The 16,435-nt window shown below is 49.8% G+C and carries 17 protein-coding genes; 9 read left to right on the forward strand and 8 right to left on the reverse strand.

From position 1 onward, the window contains the following. Positions 1–101 precede the first annotated feature (101 nt). The 4 genes from rplM to tsf all read left to right on the forward strand — a co-directional run bounded on the left by rplM (position 102) and on the right by tsf (position 2,792). Positions 102–545: a 50S ribosomal protein L13 gene (gene rplM, locus GS398_RS05180; protein ID WP_160905639.1), complete on the forward strand. Its 444-nt coding sequence runs from the start codon at positions 102–104 to the stop codon at positions 543–545. A gap of 14 nt (positions 546–559) precedes the next feature. Next, complete coding sequence (rpsI, locus tag GS398_RS05185; protein ID WP_160905640.1) at positions 560–946, forward strand: 30S ribosomal protein S9; 387 nt, start codon at positions 560–562, stop codon at positions 944–946. Positions 947–964: 18 nt separating this feature from the next. Continuing rightward, complete coding sequence (rpsB, locus tag GS398_RS05190; protein ID WP_160905641.1) at positions 965–1,822, forward strand: 30S ribosomal protein S2; 858 nt, start codon at positions 965–967, stop codon at positions 1,820–1,822. A gap of 130 nt (positions 1,823–1,952) precedes the next feature. Then, a complete protein-coding gene (gene tsf / locus GS398_RS05195; RefSeq protein WP_160905642.1) occupies positions 1,953–2,792 on the forward strand; it encodes a translation elongation factor Ts in 840 nt (279 codons plus the stop codon). A gap of 52 nt (positions 2,793–2,844) precedes the next feature. On the opposite strand, the gene GS398_RS05200 is transcribed toward tsf, so the two are convergent. After that, positions 2,845–3,375: a DUF3575 domain-containing protein gene (locus GS398_RS05200; protein ID WP_160905643.1), complete on the reverse strand. Its 531-nt coding sequence runs from the start codon at positions 3,373–3,375 to the stop codon at positions 2,845–2,847. Between the two features lie 131 nt (positions 3,376–3,506). Here GS398_RS05200 and nagA point away from each other — a divergent pair, with 131 nt between their 5' ends. After that, positions 3,507–4,616, forward strand: a complete 1,110-nt coding sequence (gene nagA / locus GS398_RS05205) for an N-acetylglucosamine-6-phosphate deacetylase (protein WP_160905644.1) — start codon at positions 3,507–3,509, stop codon at positions 4,614–4,616. Positions 4,617–4,739: 123 nt separating this feature from the next. Continuing rightward, positions 4,740–5,444, forward strand: a complete 705-nt coding sequence (gene pyrH, locus GS398_RS05210; protein ID WP_160905645.1) for a UMP kinase — start codon at positions 4,740–4,742, stop codon at positions 5,442–5,444. Here pyrH and gldD read toward each other — a convergent pair whose 3' ends face one another. From gldD to GS398_RS05230, 4 genes are all read right to left on the reverse strand, one after another. Then, complete coding sequence (gldD, locus tag GS398_RS05215; RefSeq protein WP_237488084.1) at positions 5,445–6,059, reverse strand: gliding motility lipoprotein GldD; 615 nt, start codon at positions 6,057–6,059, stop codon at positions 5,445–5,447. It lies immediately after the preceding gene. Then, complete coding sequence (locus GS398_RS05220; RefSeq protein ID WP_160905646.1) at positions 6,047–6,826, reverse strand: shikimate dehydrogenase family protein; 780 nt, start codon at positions 6,824–6,826, stop codon at positions 6,047–6,049. Before GS398_RS05220 ends, gldD begins: the two co-directional genes overlap by 13 nt. Positions 6,827–6,833: 7 nt before the next feature. Next, positions 6,834–7,595: a phosphosulfolactate synthase gene (locus GS398_RS05225; protein WP_160905647.1), complete on the reverse strand. Its 762-nt coding sequence runs from the start codon at positions 7,593–7,595 to the stop codon at positions 6,834–6,836. A 62-nt stretch (positions 7,596–7,657) separates the two neighbouring features. Next, complete coding sequence (locus GS398_RS05230; protein ID WP_160905648.1) at positions 7,658–9,061, reverse strand: tetratricopeptide repeat protein; 1,404 nt, start codon at positions 9,059–9,061, stop codon at positions 7,658–7,660. 210 nt (positions 9,062–9,271) lie between these two features. Here GS398_RS05230 and amaB point away from each other — a divergent pair, with 210 nt between their 5' ends. After that, the gene (gene amaB, locus GS398_RS05235) at positions 9,272–10,813 is read left to right on the forward strand and encodes an L-piperidine-6-carboxylate dehydrogenase (protein ID WP_160905649.1); all 1,542 of its coding nucleotides are present in this window, start codon (positions 9,272–9,274) and stop codon (positions 10,811–10,813) included. Positions 10,814–10,849: 36 nt separating this feature from the next. Here the strand turns inward: amaB and GS398_RS05240 are convergent, their stop codons facing one another. Both GS398_RS05240 and GS398_RS05245 read right to left on the reverse strand, forming a co-directional pair. Continuing rightward, positions 10,850–11,542, reverse strand: a complete 693-nt coding sequence (locus GS398_RS05240; RefSeq protein WP_160905650.1) for a response regulator transcription factor — start codon at positions 11,540–11,542, stop codon at positions 10,850–10,852. Positions 11,543–11,569: 27 nt separating this feature from the next. Next, the gene (locus GS398_RS05245; protein ID WP_237488085.1) at positions 11,570–13,660 is read right to left on the reverse strand and encodes a sensor histidine kinase; all 2,091 of its coding nucleotides are present in this window, start codon (positions 13,658–13,660) and stop codon (positions 11,570–11,572) included. 149 nt (positions 13,661–13,809) lie between these two features. Between GS398_RS05245 and GS398_RS05250 the strand changes: the two genes are divergently transcribed. Continuing rightward, positions 13,810–14,724, forward strand: coding sequence for a T9SS type A sorting domain-containing protein (locus GS398_RS05250; RefSeq protein ID WP_160905651.1), 915 nt, complete (start codon positions 13,810–13,812; stop codon positions 14,722–14,724). An 89-nt stretch (positions 14,725–14,813) separates the two neighbouring features. On the opposite strand, the gene GS398_RS05255 is transcribed toward GS398_RS05250, so the two are convergent. Continuing rightward, positions 14,814–15,179, reverse strand: a complete 366-nt coding sequence (locus GS398_RS05255) for a DUF3127 domain-containing protein (protein ID WP_160905652.1) — start codon at positions 15,177–15,179, stop codon at positions 14,814–14,816. 60 nt (positions 15,180–15,239) lie between these two features. Between GS398_RS05255 and GS398_RS05260 the strand changes: the two genes are divergently transcribed. Then, positions 15,240–16,406, forward strand: a complete 1,167-nt coding sequence (locus GS398_RS05260; protein ID WP_160905653.1) for a THUMP domain-containing class I SAM-dependent RNA methyltransferase — start codon at positions 15,240–15,242, stop codon at positions 16,404–16,406. Positions 16,407–16,435: the final 29 nt, after the last annotated feature.

Consider the following 16,435-nt stretch of genomic DNA (forward strand, 5'->3'; position numbering starts at 1 on the left):
CAATTTTATAATCCTCTTTGCAATATAAATATAATCTTCTATCTTTGCAGTCCCAATTTAAGGGGTATAGTATATTGTTTAATTAATTTAATATCAAGCAAGTGAATACGTTAAGTTACAAAACTGTCTCTGCCAACAAAAAGACGGTCAACAAAGAGTGGATAGTTGTTGACGCTGAAGGAGAGATTTTGGGGCGCTTGTCTTCTAAGATCGCGATGGTGATCCGTGGAAAACACAAGCCAACATTCACCCCAAACGTAGACTGTGGAGATAACGTGATCGTTATCAATGCAGACAAGGTAAAACTGACCGGGAACAAACTGAGCGACAAGACTTATGTTCGCTACACAGGTTATCCAGGTGGTCAGCGTTTCATTTCTCCTAAGGAGTTATTGGCGAAACATCCGGAGCGCATCGTTGAAAAAGCGGTACGCGGGATGTTACCTAAAAATCGTTTGGGCCGTGCATTGTACAAAAACCTGCATGTATATGCGGGCGGAGCTCATCCCCATGAGGCACAAAGTCCAAAAGAAGTTAAACTTTAATTAAAGAGAAAGAAATGCCAACTACAAACACTTCAGGAAGAAGAAAAACCGCAGTTGCCCGTATCTATTTAAAGGAAGGCAGCGGCACCCTTACCGTTAACGGTAAAGACTACAAAGAATATTTCCCCACCTTGCCGCTTCAGTACATTGCTACGCAGAGTATCGAAGTTTCGCAGAACGCGGGAAATTATGACGTAAACGTAAACGTAGCCGGCGGCGGCGTAAAAGGACAGGCAGAAGCCGTTCGTTTAGCCATTGCCAAAGCGATTGTTGAACTGGACCCTGAAAAGAAATCAGCGCTGCGCGCGAAAGGTATCATGACACGTGACGACCGTATGGTTGAGCGTAAGAAACCAGGACGCAAGAAAGCAAGAAAAAGATTTCAATTTAGTAAACGTTAATTTCAGGAGGATCAGACAATGGCTAGAACAACATACCAGGATTTACTGGACGCAGGTGTACACTTTGGTCACCTTACCCGCAAATGGGACCCGAAAATGTCACCGTACATTTTCATGGAGCGTAACGGTATCCACATCATCGATTTAAATAAAACTTTAACAAAGTTAGAAGAAGCTGCAGCGGCGATCAAACAGATCGTTAAATCAGGGCGTAAAGTACTGTTTGTAGCAACAAAAAAACAGGCTAAGGACATCCTGGCCGAACAAGCGAAAAACGTGAACATGCCTTACGTAACCGAACGCTGGTTAGGTGGTATGTTAACCAACTTCGCTACTGTGCGCAAGTCGATCAAGAAGATGACCAACATCGACAAGATGACCAAAGACGGGACTTACGACGTATTATCAAAAAAAGAAAAGCTGATGATCCAGCGTGAGCGTATCAAATTAGAAACCCTTCTCGGAGGTATTTCTGACCTGAACCGCTTACCTGCGGCACTGTTCCTCATCGACGTAAAGAAGGAGCATATCGCCGTTACTGAGGCATTGAAGCTGAACATCCCTACTTTCGCGATGGTTGATACCAACTCGGACCCTTCGAACATCGACTTCCCGATCCCGGCTAACGACGACGCTACCAAATCGATCCTGCTGATCACCGACGTGATCATCAAAGCGATCCAGGAAGGTCTCGACGAGCGTAAACGCGAAAAAGAAGACGAAGCGGAAAAAGAAGCTGCAGCGGCAAAATCCAAGATCGATGCGCCTGAAGCACCTGCGGAAGCTCCTGCACGCCGCGAACGCAAAGTAGCTGCCGAAGCCTCTGCTGAAACTGCTACCGCGGAAGCCGAAGCGCCTGCCGATACCGAAGAATAATAATATTTAGTTGAAAGGTTGAAATGTTGGATCGTTAAAACCTTTCAACTTTTCAACCTTTTTTAATTCCCATACATTAGTAATAACCCCAGCTGACAGCTGATAACTGACAGCTGATAACTAAAAAAACATGTCAACCGTACAAATTTCAGCTTCAGACGTAAACAAACTGCGCCAGCAAACCGGTGCCGGTATGATGGATTGCAAAAAAGCACTTACCGAGGCAAACGGCGATTTCGAAGCCGCTATCGATTATTTACGCAAAAAAGGCGCTAAAGTAGCTGCCAGCCGCCAGGACCGCGAGTCGAACGAAGGTGTGGTTATTGCAAAAACCAGTGCTGATGGAAAACGCGGAATTATTGTGGAAATCAATTGTGAAACAGATTTCGTGGCTAAAAACGCAGATTTCGTATCCTTCGCAAACAGCATCGCCGACATCGCGATCAGCGAAAGCCCTGCAACCCTCGAGGAGTTAACAGCCCTTGACCTGAACGGCACACGGATCTCTGACCAGATACTTGACCAAACCGGTAAGATCGGCGAGAAGATCGGTGTTTCCAAGTACGAGTCGGTTACCGGCGAAAAGGTGATCGCTTATATCCATGCCAACTACCGCCTTGGCGTATTGGTAGCGTTGAGCGCTGATGCCGAAGGTGTTGAAGAGGCAGGTAAAGACGTATCTATGCAGATCGCTGCCATGAACCCTGTCGCCATTGATAAAGGTGATGTCGATGCGCGCACCATCGAGCGTGAGCTCGAGATCGCCAAAGACCAGATCCGTGCCGAAGGCAAGCCCGAAGAAATGGTTGAGAAGATCGCCGCAGGTAAGCTGAACAAATTTTATAAGGACAATACCCTCCTTAACCAGGAATTCGTGAAAGATTCGTCGAAGAATATCGCACAGTTCCTGGATAGCGTATCAAAGGGGCTGACCGTTACCGCATTTAAGCGGGTGCAGTTAGGAGCATAATTAAAGTTGCCGCTTAACAACAAAATCCCCTGGCGCATAGGGGATTTTGTTGTTAAAAACGGAAGCTATACGCTGCCTTCCCCCCCAAAAAGCCCTTGAACCGTACCCTATTGTAGTCGATGCGCAGGTAATTTACGTCGACAGCCAAATTAACGGCGTGGTGACGGCTTATCGGGAAAGTGTACCCAATGGCTAGTGTTCCGCCAAGGGAAATATCCATAACATCCCTGTCGCCCGCAGAAAAGCAGAGATTAGGTCCTCCTTCAAGAAATAAATTGTGGAACATATATCGCCGGTAGTGGATGCCCAATCCGACGTAGCCCACAAAATTCCTGCCTGCGCGCTCATCGTCAATTCGGTAGGCCGATTTTGGAATAAATCGTTCCATGTCTCCTATTATTGACAGTGCAGACCGATCGGTTATCTTTACGTCCGTATGCAGGATTAAGCCCGTAGCGGCCTCAAACATCGCTGTAAAAGGTTTGTTGATTCCTGTGCCAAAGCCGATCCCGCTTCTCGCCTGGCAAAATGATGGCTGCGTGAAAAAAACCAACGCAATGAGAAGAATGGCATGTTTGATCATGTTATTTTGATATCTAAGGAGTATAACGACATTTATCTCTCGTTACGTTCTGATTCGTCGAAATGAAACAGGTAACACCTTTTTCATGCAAATAACGAAACTCAACTTTATGAAGAAACTTTCCTGATTTTATGATAACGCTGGTAAATATGGTGATCATTTCAGCCGGTACCGAACAACGCGGTATGGCGCTGCAGGTGAAGGACGGAAAGATCGCACGAATAATTCCGCATAACGAAGTCTCGGACGACGAAACGGTTATCGACTTGCAAGGCAACTTCCTCGCCCCGGGCCTTACCGATCTCCAGGTCTACGGCGGTGGGGGTGAATTGTTCGGCGGCACTCCGTCTGTTGAGGCACTGGCCAAAATGGAAGATGACCTGCTAAACCAGGGCACTACCGGCTTTTTCGCGACTGTTGCCACCAATTCACCGGAAATAGTGGTCCGTGCCATCGAGGCCGCTAAAGCTTACCGGCCGCAAGCAAAGGGAAACTTCCTTGGTCTTCATCTCGAAGGCCCCTACCTCAACGCAAAGCGGAAGGGTGCTCATCCCGCCGGGTTCATAAAAAAAGCCACGATAGAGGAAATAAGGAACTGGGTCGACCTGGCCGGCGGCGAGATCAGGATGGTCACGCTGGCGCCCGAATTACAAGACCGGGAAGTGCTGGATTACCTGGATAAACAAAACATTGTGATTTCCTGCGGCCATAGCGACGCCACGTTTGAAGAAGCCTTGAGGTTTTTGACCAACGCGGTGCCCGCCGTCACACATTTGTACAATGCGATGCCGCAAATGCATCACCGCCAGCCGGGCCTCATCCCCGCCATATTTGAAAAGAAGCCATACACAAGTATCGTGGCGGATGGCATTCACGTAAGCTTCCCGATGATACGCCTGGCGAAAACGTTGCTGGGTGAAAAGCTCTTCCTTATCACCGATGCCGTGACCGCCACCAGCAAAGGCATCTACCCGCATGTGTTTACCGGCGACAGGTACACCATGCCCGACGGAACGTTATCCGGCTCGTGCCTTACCATGCTTAAAGCGGTAAAAAATTGCGTGGAACAGGTGAATATCGGCCTCGCTGAAGCGATCAACATGGCCTCGCTATACCCGGCTCAGTTGAGCGGTTGGAGCACAAAGGGGAAGATTGAGGCGGGGTATGATGCTGATTTATTGGTGTTTAACGATAATTTCGAGGTAAAAGGCACCTACCTGTCGGGAATAAAAGCAAGATAAAATTTTAACACTGGCTTTATTTAGATACTTTTGCGCAATCTTCGAAAATGAAATTTGACTGCCTGCATATATCTTCTTCCCGTTTGCAGCAAATAGTTCACCGTTCTCAAAAATCACATCCCGATGAAATATAAAAGAATCCTACTGAAACTAAGCGGAGAATCGCTCATGGGCGATCGGCAATATGGAATTGATAACAACCAGGTATTGCAATATGCTAAGGACATTAAAACCGTTTTCGATGCGGGCGTAGAAGTTGCGCTGGTTGTTGGCGGCGGTAATATCTTCAGGGGATTAAGCGCAGAAAAATCAGGAATGGAACGGGCCCAGGCCGATTACATGGGCATGCTTGCCACCGTGATCAACTGCATGGCGCTGCAAAATGCGCTCGAAAGCCTGGATGTGCCCACCCGCCTGCAGTCGGCCATTAAGATGGAGCAGATCTGCGAGCCATATATTCGCCGTCGCGCCATGCGCCACATGGAACTGGGCCGCATCGTGATCTTTGGCGCCGGGACCGGTAACCCATATTTCACCACCGACACCGCGGCGTCACTGCGTGCCATCGAGATCAAAGCCGATGTGGTATTGAAAGGCACCCGCGTGGACGGCATTTACACCGCCGACCCGGAGAAGGATCCTACCGCGACACGCTACGAAAATATTTCTTTCCAGGAAGTGTATGACAAGAACCTGAACGTAATGGACCGCACCGCCTTCACATTATGTCACGAAAACAAACTTCCCATCATCGTATTCGATATGAACAGGCCCGATAATTTCCTGCGTGTTGCCAAAGGAGATAATATCGGGACCCTCGTAAGTTAATTAGTTGGCTTTCCAGCGGAATGACCTGATCATTACGTCGATGTCTTTTTTCACGAAATCGAGTACCGGTTGGATCGAATCCAGCCTGGGCTCCTCACGAAAGTAAAGAGCGCCGCGGATATAGTGCCGGCTGCTGTCTGTTAGATAAAATTGTACAGACGAGGCGGTGTTGCCTTCGATGTGATATAACGCCCCGTAGACATTTTTGGAGGGATAGTTTATTTCCTGCCGGTCGATACCGGTCGATTTAGCCACATGTTTATAGGCGAGCTTGTAGGCGTCTTCCACCAGCTCGTTTAACCGTTCCCGGTTTGCCACCTCGTAATAGCTCAGGTGAATACGCCCGTTAAACTTCGGGAACAGCAGGTTCGGCGAACAGGCCTTGCTACCCCCCATGCTATCCGGCACCACCTTCGAATACACCGGGTAATCAAACTCGAACGGACATTCGCCGCTATAGGCCTGGTAAGCTTTTTCGGGCAGGTCGATCTTAAAGTAGCCCCGTGGTTTCGGCGCATAATCATTACCGCAAGCGTATACCATTAAACATAAACAGGTGCTTATAAAACGTCCGGTATTCAGCGTCCAGCGTTTAACGTTCCCTACTCGTTCCATATTTCCCACGATTTCTCCGCCTGCAGGTGCAGCATCTCCATCCCGTTCTTTATGGCAGCGCCCTGTTCCTTGCCACGGCGTAAAAACTCCGTCTCTTCCGGGTTATAAACGAGGTCGTACAGCAAGTGCTTACCGGTGAGGTATTCGTAAGGGATTGCGGGGCAGGTATGGTAATTAGGCGACATCCCCAGGGGGGTGGTATTAATCACCAGCGTGTGCTCGGCCATTACCTGTTTATTCAGTTGTTCGTAAGTAATCTGCTTGCGCACCGGGCGACGCGACACCACGGTAAACTCGATATGCAATTTTTTGAGCACATAGATCACCGCCCTGGTTGCGCCGCCGTTACCCAGCACCAGCGCCTTTTTATGGTGCTTTTTGAGCAAAGGCGCCAGCGAGGTTTCGAACCCGTAAGCGTCTGTGTTATAGCCATGTAAATTTACCTGCATAAAGGAGATCTCTCCCGAGAAAAAAGATTCCATAGGCTTGTTATTCAGGATCTTGATGCAGTTAACCGCATCGATCTCCTTCGCCGCTTCGTCCACTTTATCCAGGTAAAACATTACCCCGATCTTATGAGGGATGGTTACATTGAGCCCGCAAAGCCCCGGCTCCGAGCGAATAAGCGCCTCCAGCTGGTTGATATTAGGAAGCGGGTAAAGCTCATATACATGATCTTCCAGTCCCTCTTCTTTAAATTTCTTTGTGAAGTACTCTTTCGAGAAAGAATGTGAAAGTGGGAAACCGATCAGTCCGAATTTTTTCATGCTGTTATTACTTATCCAGGAACAGGCTGAACGTATCGCCCCGCAACCCGAGCCGGATGGTTTCCAGCGAGATCACCTCGGAGGGGGCGATATTCCCCAGGTTAACATTAGTACCGGCCAGCGAAATGAACCATACCTGCTGCGCTTTTTGCGGAGCTTCCCAGATAATACGCTCCTGCGGGATCTGGGTAAGGATCTCGTCGATCAGTCCTTCTCGCACTTCGCCGGAATCACGGTAGATGCCCGCGTTACCGCCTTCACGCGCTTCGGCAATTACCTTCCACGAACCGGCTTCTATCTCCGCCCGCATCAGGTTGATCCACTTATAAGGGGCGAAGATCTTCTGTGCATCTTTCGAGCCCACTTCCGAGATCACGGTAACCTGCCGGCTTAATTTGCTGATATACTCGCATTTTACTGCATGGTCGATATCGATCGAACCATCGGAGATCTCGGCATATTCCATACCGTAATCGTCGAGCACACGGCGGTAGTCATCAAACTGCCCGCGAACCAGGAACGCTTCGAACAATGTTCCCCCGAAATAAACGGGGATCCCGGCATTTCGGTAAATATTCAGCTTCTCTCTTAAGTTTGGGGTAACGTATGATGTCGCCCAGCCAAGCTTGATAATATCGGTGTAGGCACCGGCTACTTCGAGAAAATCTTCGGCTTCACGCAGGCTCAGACCCTTATCCATCACCATAGTAAGGCCGCTTTGCCTGGGTTTTTGGGTACGGAAGGGAATCTGGTTAAGTTGATAGTTCATACTTGTTCCGCAAATATAGGATTTTCGCTAATCGCTGGATGCACGAAAAGAGTCCTGATTTGCTATCGCATGTACCGGTTGATGATGTCGACAATGATCTTGTTCTCCTGCAGCTGGGGCAGGTATTCGAAAAGGATGGGGTGCTTTTCCGGGTCGGCGTTTAATGCGGTTTCCAGGTAGATCAGCGCCTCGTTGTACTGGCCATCGGCAAAAAGATAGGCCACCATGCGGTAATAGAGCTCTGCGGCATCGGGAATATGCTTTATCGCGTCAGACATGGTTTCTATCGCCCCCCGCAGGTTCTCCTGTTCATACAGCACAGAGGAATAGTCGAGCCACGCTTCCATGTCCATCGGGTTAAGCTCCACCACTTTCTCGTAAGCCAGTACCGATTCAGGCAGGCGTTTCAGCTTGTACTCCGCATCGGCAATGGCGAACCAGTAATCGGCGTTCTTGTCGTCGAGGTCGAGCGCTTTCTTGTAAAAATGAAGGGATTCGAAATGACGTTCTTCGAAATCAAGCGTTACACCGATCCCGAACCAGGCATCGGCGAGCTTAGGGTCCTGTTTCACCGCTTTTTTATAGTAGTGGCGTGCATCTTCCATCTGCTCGAGCTTTTCGTAGCATTCGCCGATGGCGCAATACGTATCGGCGCTTGGCGGCTCGTATTCGAAGGTTTGTTTGTACACGTCGATGGCATCGTTAAAACGATCCAGGTGTACCAGCGAGTTCCCTTTATTAAAATACGCCGAAGCGAAATTATCCTTGATCAGGATAGCATAATCATACGCATCGATGGCCTTTTCGAACAGGTTCATCTTATTGTAAGCGTTACCGAGGTTGTACCAGGCGGCATACGAATAAGGCTCGTTATCGATATATTGCTGGTAAAACATGATGCTTTCTTCCTGCTTATCGAGCACATCATAGCAAAATGCAAGCTCGTAGAGCGCATCCTGGTTTTCCATATTCTGTTCGAGACACGATTTAAGGTACGTTACCGCGTTCTCATAATCGCCCATGTTCTGGTAAACATACGCCAGGTGCAGCAGGATCTCGTCTGTACTTTCGGCGAGCTTCAGGGCTTTATCATAATTGAGGATGGCTTCCTCGTGGCGCTCCATACCTTCGTAAATATTACCGCGGATGGTGTAGATGTCGGCTTCTGATGATTCCAGGATCTCCGCCTTGTCGAGCGACTCGAAAGCACGGGTCAGCTGGTTGGTCACCACGAACAGCTGTGCCTGTTTGATACAAAATACTACCGCGAAGGGATGCTGGCTAAGCGCGTAATCCACTACCTGCAGCGCTTTGATGGGGTCGTTCTTTTCAATATAGTAATCAATGATGTTTTCAAATGCCTGGGCGTCGAAAAAATACTGATCGTGGTTACGGATCATTTCTTCATAACGCTCAACCGAAAACCTCGGGTCCTCGGAAAAATCAAATTCGAATTCTTCTTCCATGAAATTACGTTAAGAACGCTGGGCGCGGGTGGATGTTTTACCCCGGCCTGACTGTATCAAAATAGGGCTATATTTTATTATCCCTCGTATTAAGTTTTCCACATACCCACAGCGGGTACGTAAATGGTTGGAAAATAATGATTTCGTGATTTACACCTCCCGGGACCCCGCCTGCCAGATATTATTAACTTTACCAAAAATACGAAAAACATGTTACCTGACATACATTCGATCCTTGAAAAACTTGGAATAGGACCTGAAAATGACGCCTGGAGCACCGGCACGATTTCGGGGAAAGGCAACGGCGCAATATTAGAAAGCACCTCGCCGGCGGACGGAAAAGTAATAGCGACAACAATGTTGATAACTGAAAGCGACTACGATACCGTTGTAGAAAAAGCCGCTGAAGCCTTCGCCGGATGGCGGAAAGTTCCGGCACCCAAACGCGGTGAAGCAGTGCGACAGTTTGGCGAAGAGCTGCGCAAGTTTAAAGACGAGCTGGGCACCCTGGTTTCGTGGGAGATGGGTAAAAGCCTGCAGGAAGGCCTCGGCGAGGTGCAGGAGATGATAGATATCTGCGATTTTGCCGTCGGTTTATCACGCCAGCTATACGGCTTGTCCATGCATTCTGAACGGCCCGCCCACCGGATGTATGAGCAGTGGCACCCGCTTGGAATAACGGGGATCATCAGCGCGTTTAATTTCCCCGTGGCCGTATGGAGCTGGAACAGTGCGCTGGCATGGGTTTGCGGCAACACCTGCATCTGGAAGCCATCCGAAAAAACACCGCTCACCGCCATCGCCTGTCAGCGACTGGTAGCACGGGTATTTAAGGCGAATAACGTACCGGAAGGTGTTTCGTGCCTCGTGATCGGCGACCGCCATACCGGGAAGCTGATGAGCGATGATCCGCGCATCCCGCTTATTTCCGCCACAGGATCTACCCGCATGGGCAAGGCCGTAAGCGCGGCCGTGGGTGCACGCCTGGGCCGCAGCATCCTGGAACTGGGGGGCAATAACGCCGTCATCGTTACCCCAAATGCCGACCTGCATATTGCCATTACCGGCAGTGTGTTCGGCGCTGTAGGTACCGCGGGACAAAGATGCACGTCGACGCGCCGCCTTATCGTACACGAAAACATCTACGAAACATTTAAGCAAAAACTCGTAAGCGCGTACCAGCAGCTCCGCATTGGCAACCCGCTGGACCCGGAGGTACATGTAGGCCCGCTGATTGATACCGGCGCCGTACAAAACTACCTGCAGGCCATTGAACGCTGCAAAGCGGAAGGCGGCAGGTTTATTGTAGAAGGCGGACAGCTAACAGGCGGAGCGTATGCTTCCGGATGTTACGTGAAACCTTGTATAGCAGAAGTGAACGCCGGTTTTCACATCGTGAAGGAGGAAACTTTCGCGCCTATCCTCTATCTCATGAAGTATAAAACGCTGGAGGAGGCCATTGCCATCCAGAATGATGTTCCCCAGGGACTGTCTTCGGCAATTATGACGCTGAATCTCCGCGAGGCAGAGCTTTATCTTTCTTGCGTAGGGTCCGATTGCGGCATCGCCAATGTGAATATCGGAACTTCAGGTGCCGAGATCGGCGGCGCTTTTGGCGGTGAAAAAGAAACCGGCGGCGGCCGCGAGTCGGGCTCGGATGCCTGGAAAGCGTATATGCGCAGGCAAACTAACACGATCAATTACTCGAGCGAGCTCCCGCTGGCCCAGGGAATTAAGTTTGAGCTGGATTGATAAGAGTTGCCGGGGAAGTTCTTACAAGCAAGCCGGCTAATTCACCAGCAACTTATACCCTTTGCCATGTACATTTACGATCTCTACCGCGGGATCATCCCTCAGGAACTTCCGCAGTTTGCTGAGGAACACATCCATACTGCGCCCGTTAAAATAGTTGTCGTCGTGCCAGATGCTCAGGAGCGCTTCCTCTCGGGTAAGCACCTCGTTTTTCTTGATACACAGTAACCGCAGCAGTTCAGCTTCTTTTGTCGATACTTTCTGCTGGTCACCATCTTTGCTGATCAGCTGTGCGGTATAATCGAACTGGTATTTACCGATGTTGAACTTGGAGGGCTGTTCGTCGGTGGCTTTCTCCTGGTTCGACAGGCGTTTCAGCAAAGCGTTTATCCGCAGCAGCAATTCCTCGATACGGAACGGTTTGGTGATATAATCATCTCCGCCAAGGCTGAAGGCTTCTACTTTGTCTTCCATCATTCCCTTCGCGGTAGCAAAAATGATAGGCACTTTTTCGTTGATGCGCCGGATGTCTTTTCCCAGGGTGAACCCGTCTTTTTTAGGCATCATCACATCCAGGATGCAAAGATCGTAAGTATCCTTGGTAAAAGCCCGCAACCCTTCTTCGCCGTCTTTGCAAAGCACTACGTGGTATTTCCCCTTTAGTTGGAGATAATCCTGCAGCAGCATGCCCAGGTTTGGATCGTCTTCAACAAGTAAGATTTTTTTCATAGTGAGTTACTTTATGGGAGTGAGTAGTTAACGCAAATCCTGCGTGGCGGCCAGCGGCAGGGTGATCTCAAATTCGGATCCCTTATCTTTTTCACTTTTCGCCTTCACCGATCCGTCCAGTTTCTTTACAATGTTGCTCACGTAGCTCAGGCCAAGGCCGAATCCTTTTACATCGTGCAGGTTGCCGGTAGGTATGCGGTAAAACTGCTCGAATATCCTGGTGAGCTGGTCGCGGTTCATCCCGATACCCTTATCGGCCACCCGGATCAGCAGGTTTTTGCCTGTATTCAGCGTGGTGATGGTAATTTCCGGGTCGTCTTTGCTATACTTAATGGCGTTATCTACCAGGTTAAAGATCACGTTGCTCAGGTGAAGCTCGTCGCCGTTGATCACCGATTTCTGCGCATCGAGGTTGAGTGTCAGCCTGGCATTTTTCTTGTTCAGCTGCAGGCCCATGCTATCGATCACGGCCGACACCAGGTCATTCATTTCCACCGGCTTATGCTCCAGCTTGAGGTCTTCTTTGTCGATCTTGGCGATGTTTAACACCCGCTCTATGTGGTTGCCCAGGCGAACGTTTTCGTCGTAAATAATGCCTGCCAGGCGACTAATGCGGTTGCGGTCCTCGGTAATTTCCGGGTCTCTCAACGCCTCACTGGCGATCATGATGGTGGCCACGGGGGTTTTAAACTCGTGCGTCATGTTGTTGATGAAGTCCGTTTTCATTTCCGAGATCTTCTTCTGCTTCAGGATCGAGTGGATGGTATATCCAAAACAGAACAGCAGCACCAGCAGCAGTGCACCCGAAGAGCCCATCATGGCACTCATCTTCGAAAGGATCACATGGTTTTTATCCGGGAAGGCGATAGTGAGCAGGCCGCCGTCGCCAACAATATCTCCCGGGAAAAGCTTGGTTTGATACGTATTTTGAGGAATATACGGTTCCTTGTTCGATATCTTGGTAAAGATCATGGAATCGCTCTTTGCCGAAGCCACTTTAAAGTTATAAGCGATATTGATGTCGCGGCTTTTCAGCTCCGACCGCAGCAGCGAGTCGAGCAGGTTCTTTTTAACACGTTTGGCCAGCGGAACATTCACATGCTCGAAATCGGCCACCAGCGCCTGGAAAGCGTTGCGGTTACGCTTCTGCTTCACAAAGTTGCTCACGCGCGAAACTTCTTTGGGACGGTTCTTCTGGTCTTCCTCCAGGATCGGAAGGCTTACCTGCGAGATCCTCGGCTTGGTAAGAAACAGTACCCTTGCCTGGCCATGGTCCATGGCGATATATTTGGCGAGCGAGTCCCTGCGGGGACCAACGCGAATGGATTCCCGGGTGATGGCCACGGGTGGCGGAACCACGCGCGTTTCCTGGTAAACCCTGCCGGTAGCATCTTCTACCTGGAACACATCCATGCGGAAATTTACTTTCACTTCCTCGTCTTCGTTATCCGGCGCCACGTCCATTTGCGAGCTTACCACCGGGAAACGGCTGCGGATAATACTGTCGGAGATCTTGAATAAGCTATCCGATTTAAATTGCTCATACTGCAGCAACCGGGCATATCGTTCTCCCGAAACGCCGTTCCTGAAGGTAATGTTCTTCCCCGTCAGCGCGCTGAGGTTTACCCGCGCCGGCATGTTGCGTACCATCGAAACACTTCGCGTACCGGGTTTAATGATCCCAGATCCCGTTGCCTGGCGCAGGTTACTAAGCCCCAAAAGAATATTGCGGGTGGCCGGCAAAAGATTTCCATAGCCTGTTACACGTACAAGGGTAGTGTCCGGCGGGTAAATGCGACCCGTTGCCGGCTGTACCGGGTCGCTTACCGGTTCAGCTTTCAGTACGGGCCTGTTCTTAGAGCGTACCACCTGCAAATCCATCGCTTTGCGGTCGAGCACCATCTGGCGCTCCTGGCGCTCTTTACTGTCGAGGAAGCTAAACACGTCCTGTTTCTCCAGTTTGGTGACCACGTTGGCCAGTGCGCCCTTCACCGATTGGTTAAAAAGCGCTGTCTGCAGCTGGTATGACTCGCGCATGAAATACACCTGCATAGCCATCACGCCGAGCAGTGCAATACTCATTGAGCCAATGATCAGACTGATACTTTTCGTTTTCATCCAGTTACAAAAATACGTAAGCGCTTAAATGTCAGCAGATGTTTAACACTTTTTAACAATCCGTTAACATGTGAGGAAAACGGGGGCTTGTAATTTTGGGTTTAGGTTTGATGTTGGAGGACGTCAAATCGCTAACATAACGAACGAATATGAAAAAGATCACATTATTAGTCGGGGCCGCCATTATGATCCTGTATTCAGGCGCCCACGCACAGCAGAAAAAACCGGTGAATAAGTATATCATCATCGCCAATGGCGACACCATCATCAATGGAAAAGATGTGGATAACCTAAGCCTCGAAGAAAAAAAGGCGCTGCTAAAGGATTTCTTCCATGCAGACAACGGCCACATCGAGATCGGCGGAACGGGGATCATCGTGCAGCGCGACGGCAGAGATACCCTTCTGCTCCGCGGGCTCCGCAACCGGCCATACATTAGCCGGTTAAACCGCGACAGCCTGTTTTCGCGCTTTAAGGACGACAGCCTGCGCAAACGTATCTACGCTTATATAGATACGATGCGCAACGGCGCGCATGTCAGCGTAATTCGCCCGGGTGATACCGGCGACCGCATCCCGAACATGATCAGGCCGGGTGATCCGCGCGTTTACGCTTATCGCTCACCCATGCCGCGTGCCAATGACCGAGTAACCGGCGGTTCCCTGTTCGCACCGGGCGGCAGTAATACACAATCTTTCACTTACCGCAATACGGATAAAAACGGGTATAGTACTTCTGTAAATTTCCGTATCGGCGAAGCCCGGAAAGAACTGGCAGACAAGATCACCGGCAGTACAACGGCCAATACCACGCTCGATGTAACCGATCTTACGCTGTTCCCTAACTTTTCTTCGGGGAAGATCACCCTGTCTTTTACCCTTTCGGGGAAGGGCGCAACCGAGGTAAAACTGCTCGATACCGACCTCCAGCCTGTTTATACGGATAAGCTGGCTTCGTTTACCGGAACTTACGCAAAACAGGTAAACATGCCCAAAAACGGCTTGTATTATCTTGCGGTAAACCAGGGAGGAAAATGGTTTGTGAAAAGGGTAGTGAAGGAGTAGTCAGTTGTCAGTAGCCAGTGATCAGTTCCTGTCCCCGCGCTTAAACGTTTCGCAGGAACTGACAACTGATCACTGGCTACTGACAACTGTTAAAACGGCAAATCGTCGTCTTCACCCGGGGCGGCGCTAATGTCTACCGGGGCGGCATATTCTGGTTGTGAAGCCGGGGCGGCTCCGCTCAGCACATTGATGCGCCAAACCACCAGGGTGTTAAAGTAGGAGGTTTTTCCGTTCCGGTCGGTCCATGGGCGGCCGCGAAGGTTAAAAAACACTTCAACCTGGTCGCCTACTTTTAACGGGTCGAACAGGTTCACTTTATCCTGGAGTGCTTCAAATTTGATGAATTCAGGATATTGCGGGTTCTCCGCATATTCTATGATCAGTTCTCTTTTTTTAAATGTCTCGCTTACATTGGCAACTGCCGCTATCTCGTGTACTTTTCCTTTTAGTTCCATGGCTGTATCGGTTTAAAAATCAAATCTCCCAAATTTTATTGATTAACTTCGCACATTCTTATGCAAGTTTTCCACAACAAGAGCAAAATCATCCTGACCTGTAACAAACGTTTATCCGCCTACCTGGCGGAGGAAGTGACGGCGCTCGGGTTTGAAATAAAACGCAGTTTCGGCACCGGCCTGGAGCTGGAAGGTACCGTAACAGATACCATTCCGCTAAACCTTAACTTACGGTGTGCCAGCCAGATACTGTACTCTATCAAGAGTTTTACGGCCGAAAACCCGGCCCGTTTATACAAGGAGCTGATGGAGATCCCATGGGAAGAGCTGATCGATGTGAACGGCTATTTTTCGGTCACTTCCAATGTGGATAACGAGACGATCACCACCCCGTTGTTTGCCAATGTAAAAGTGAAGGATGCCATTGCCGACCGGTTTAAGGAAAAGAAAGGGATCCGCCCGAACAGCGGCCCCGACCAGAATAAAACCGTGATCCACCTGTACTGGAAAGACGACTTTGCCGAAATATTTCTCGATACCTCCGGTGAGACGCTCGCCAAACATGGCTACCGGAAAATTCCCGGGAAGGCGCCCATGCTGGAAGCCCTGGCAGCTTCCACTATTATGGCAAGCCGATGGGACCGCAACTCGCCATTCGTAAACCCGATGTGCGGGTCGGGTACGCTGGCCATCGAAGCCGCGCTGCTGGCCACCAACCGGGCGCCCGGGCTTTACCGCATGAACTATGCGTTTATGCACATCATCGGTTATGAAGAACAGGCCTTTTTTACCGAACGCCGCAAGCTGAAAGACCAGGTACTTAAAACCGCGGCGGTAAAGATCGTTGCCAGCGACCTTTCTGAAGACGCCGTGGAGGTGGCACGCAGGAATGCCAAAACCGCCGGCGTAGACCAGCTGATCGACTTCCAGGTCTGCGACTTTGCAGATACCATCGTACCCGAAGAAAGCGGTACGATCTTTTTTAACCCCGAATACGGCGAGCGCTTAGGCGTACACACCAAGCTGGAGGCCACTTATAAACGCATGGGCGATTTTATGAAGCAAAGCTGCAAAGGATATAACGGGTACATTTTTACGGGCAATCCCGACCTGGCTAAAAAGATCGGGCTGAAGGCATCGAGAAAGATCGAATTTTATAATGGTAAGCTCGACTGCCGGTTACTGGAATACGAATTGTATGATGGAACAAGAAGACCTATAGAATGAAACTCCTCCTTACTCTCATCTGTTTTGTG

Source organism: Hufsiella ginkgonis (assembly GCF_009834915.1).
Classification (GTDB): Bacteria; Bacteroidota; Bacteroidia; order Sphingobacteriales; family Sphingobacteriaceae; genus Hufsiella; species Hufsiella ginkgonis.

Excerpts from the sequence above, each read along its gene's own strand:
- rpsI (WP_160905640.1), top strand. The coding sequence starts at position 560 with ATGCCAACTACAAACACTTCAGGAAGAAGAAAAACCGCAGTTGCCCGT.
- rpsB (WP_160905641.1), top strand. The coding sequence starts at position 965 with ATGGCTAGAACAACATACCAGGATTTACTGGACGCAGGTGTACACTTT.
- tsf (WP_160905642.1), top strand. The coding sequence starts at position 1,953 with ATGTCAACCGTACAAATTTCAGCTTCAGACGTAAACAAACTGCGCCAG.
- GS398_RS05200 (WP_160905643.1), bottom strand. The coding sequence starts at position 3,375 with ATGATCAAACATGCCATTCTTCTCATTGCGTTGGTTTTTTTCACGCAG.
- nagA (WP_160905644.1), top strand. The coding sequence starts at position 3,507 with ATGATAACGCTGGTAAATATGGTGATCATTTCAGCCGGTACCGAACAA.
- pyrH (WP_160905645.1), top strand. The coding sequence starts at position 4,740 with ATGAAATATAAAAGAATCCTACTGAAACTAAGCGGAGAATCGCTCATG.
- gldD (WP_237488084.1), bottom strand. The coding sequence starts at position 6,059 with ATGGAACGAGTAGGGAACGTTAAACGCTGGACGCTGAATACCGGACGT.
- GS398_RS05220 (WP_160905646.1), bottom strand. The coding sequence starts at position 6,826 with ATGAAAAAATTCGGACTGATCGGTTTCCCACTTTCACATTCTTTCTCG.
- GS398_RS05225 (WP_160905647.1), bottom strand. The coding sequence starts at position 7,595 with ATGAACTATCAACTTAACCAGATTCCCTTCCGTACCCAAAAACCCAGG.
- GS398_RS05230 (WP_160905648.1), bottom strand. The coding sequence starts at position 9,061 with ATGGAAGAAGAATTCGAATTTGATTTTTCCGAGGACCCGAGGTTTTCG.
- amaB (WP_160905649.1), top strand. The coding sequence starts at position 9,272 with ATGTTACCTGACATACATTCGATCCTTGAAAAACTTGGAATAGGACCT.
- GS398_RS05240 (WP_160905650.1), bottom strand. The coding sequence starts at position 11,542 with ATGAAAAAAATCTTACTTGTTGAAGACGATCCAAACCTGGGCATGCTG.
- GS398_RS05245 (WP_237488085.1), bottom strand. The coding sequence starts at position 13,660 with ATGAAAACGAAAAGTATCAGTCTGATCATTGGCTCAATGAGTATTGCA.
- GS398_RS05250 (WP_160905651.1), top strand. The coding sequence starts at position 13,810 with ATGAAAAAGATCACATTATTAGTCGGGGCCGCCATTATGATCCTGTAT.
- GS398_RS05255 (WP_160905652.1), bottom strand. The coding sequence starts at position 15,179 with ATGGAACTAAAAGGAAAAGTACACGAGATAGCGGCAGTTGCCAATGTA.
- GS398_RS05260 (WP_160905653.1), top strand. The coding sequence starts at position 15,240 with ATGCAAGTTTTCCACAACAAGAGCAAAATCATCCTGACCTGTAACAAA.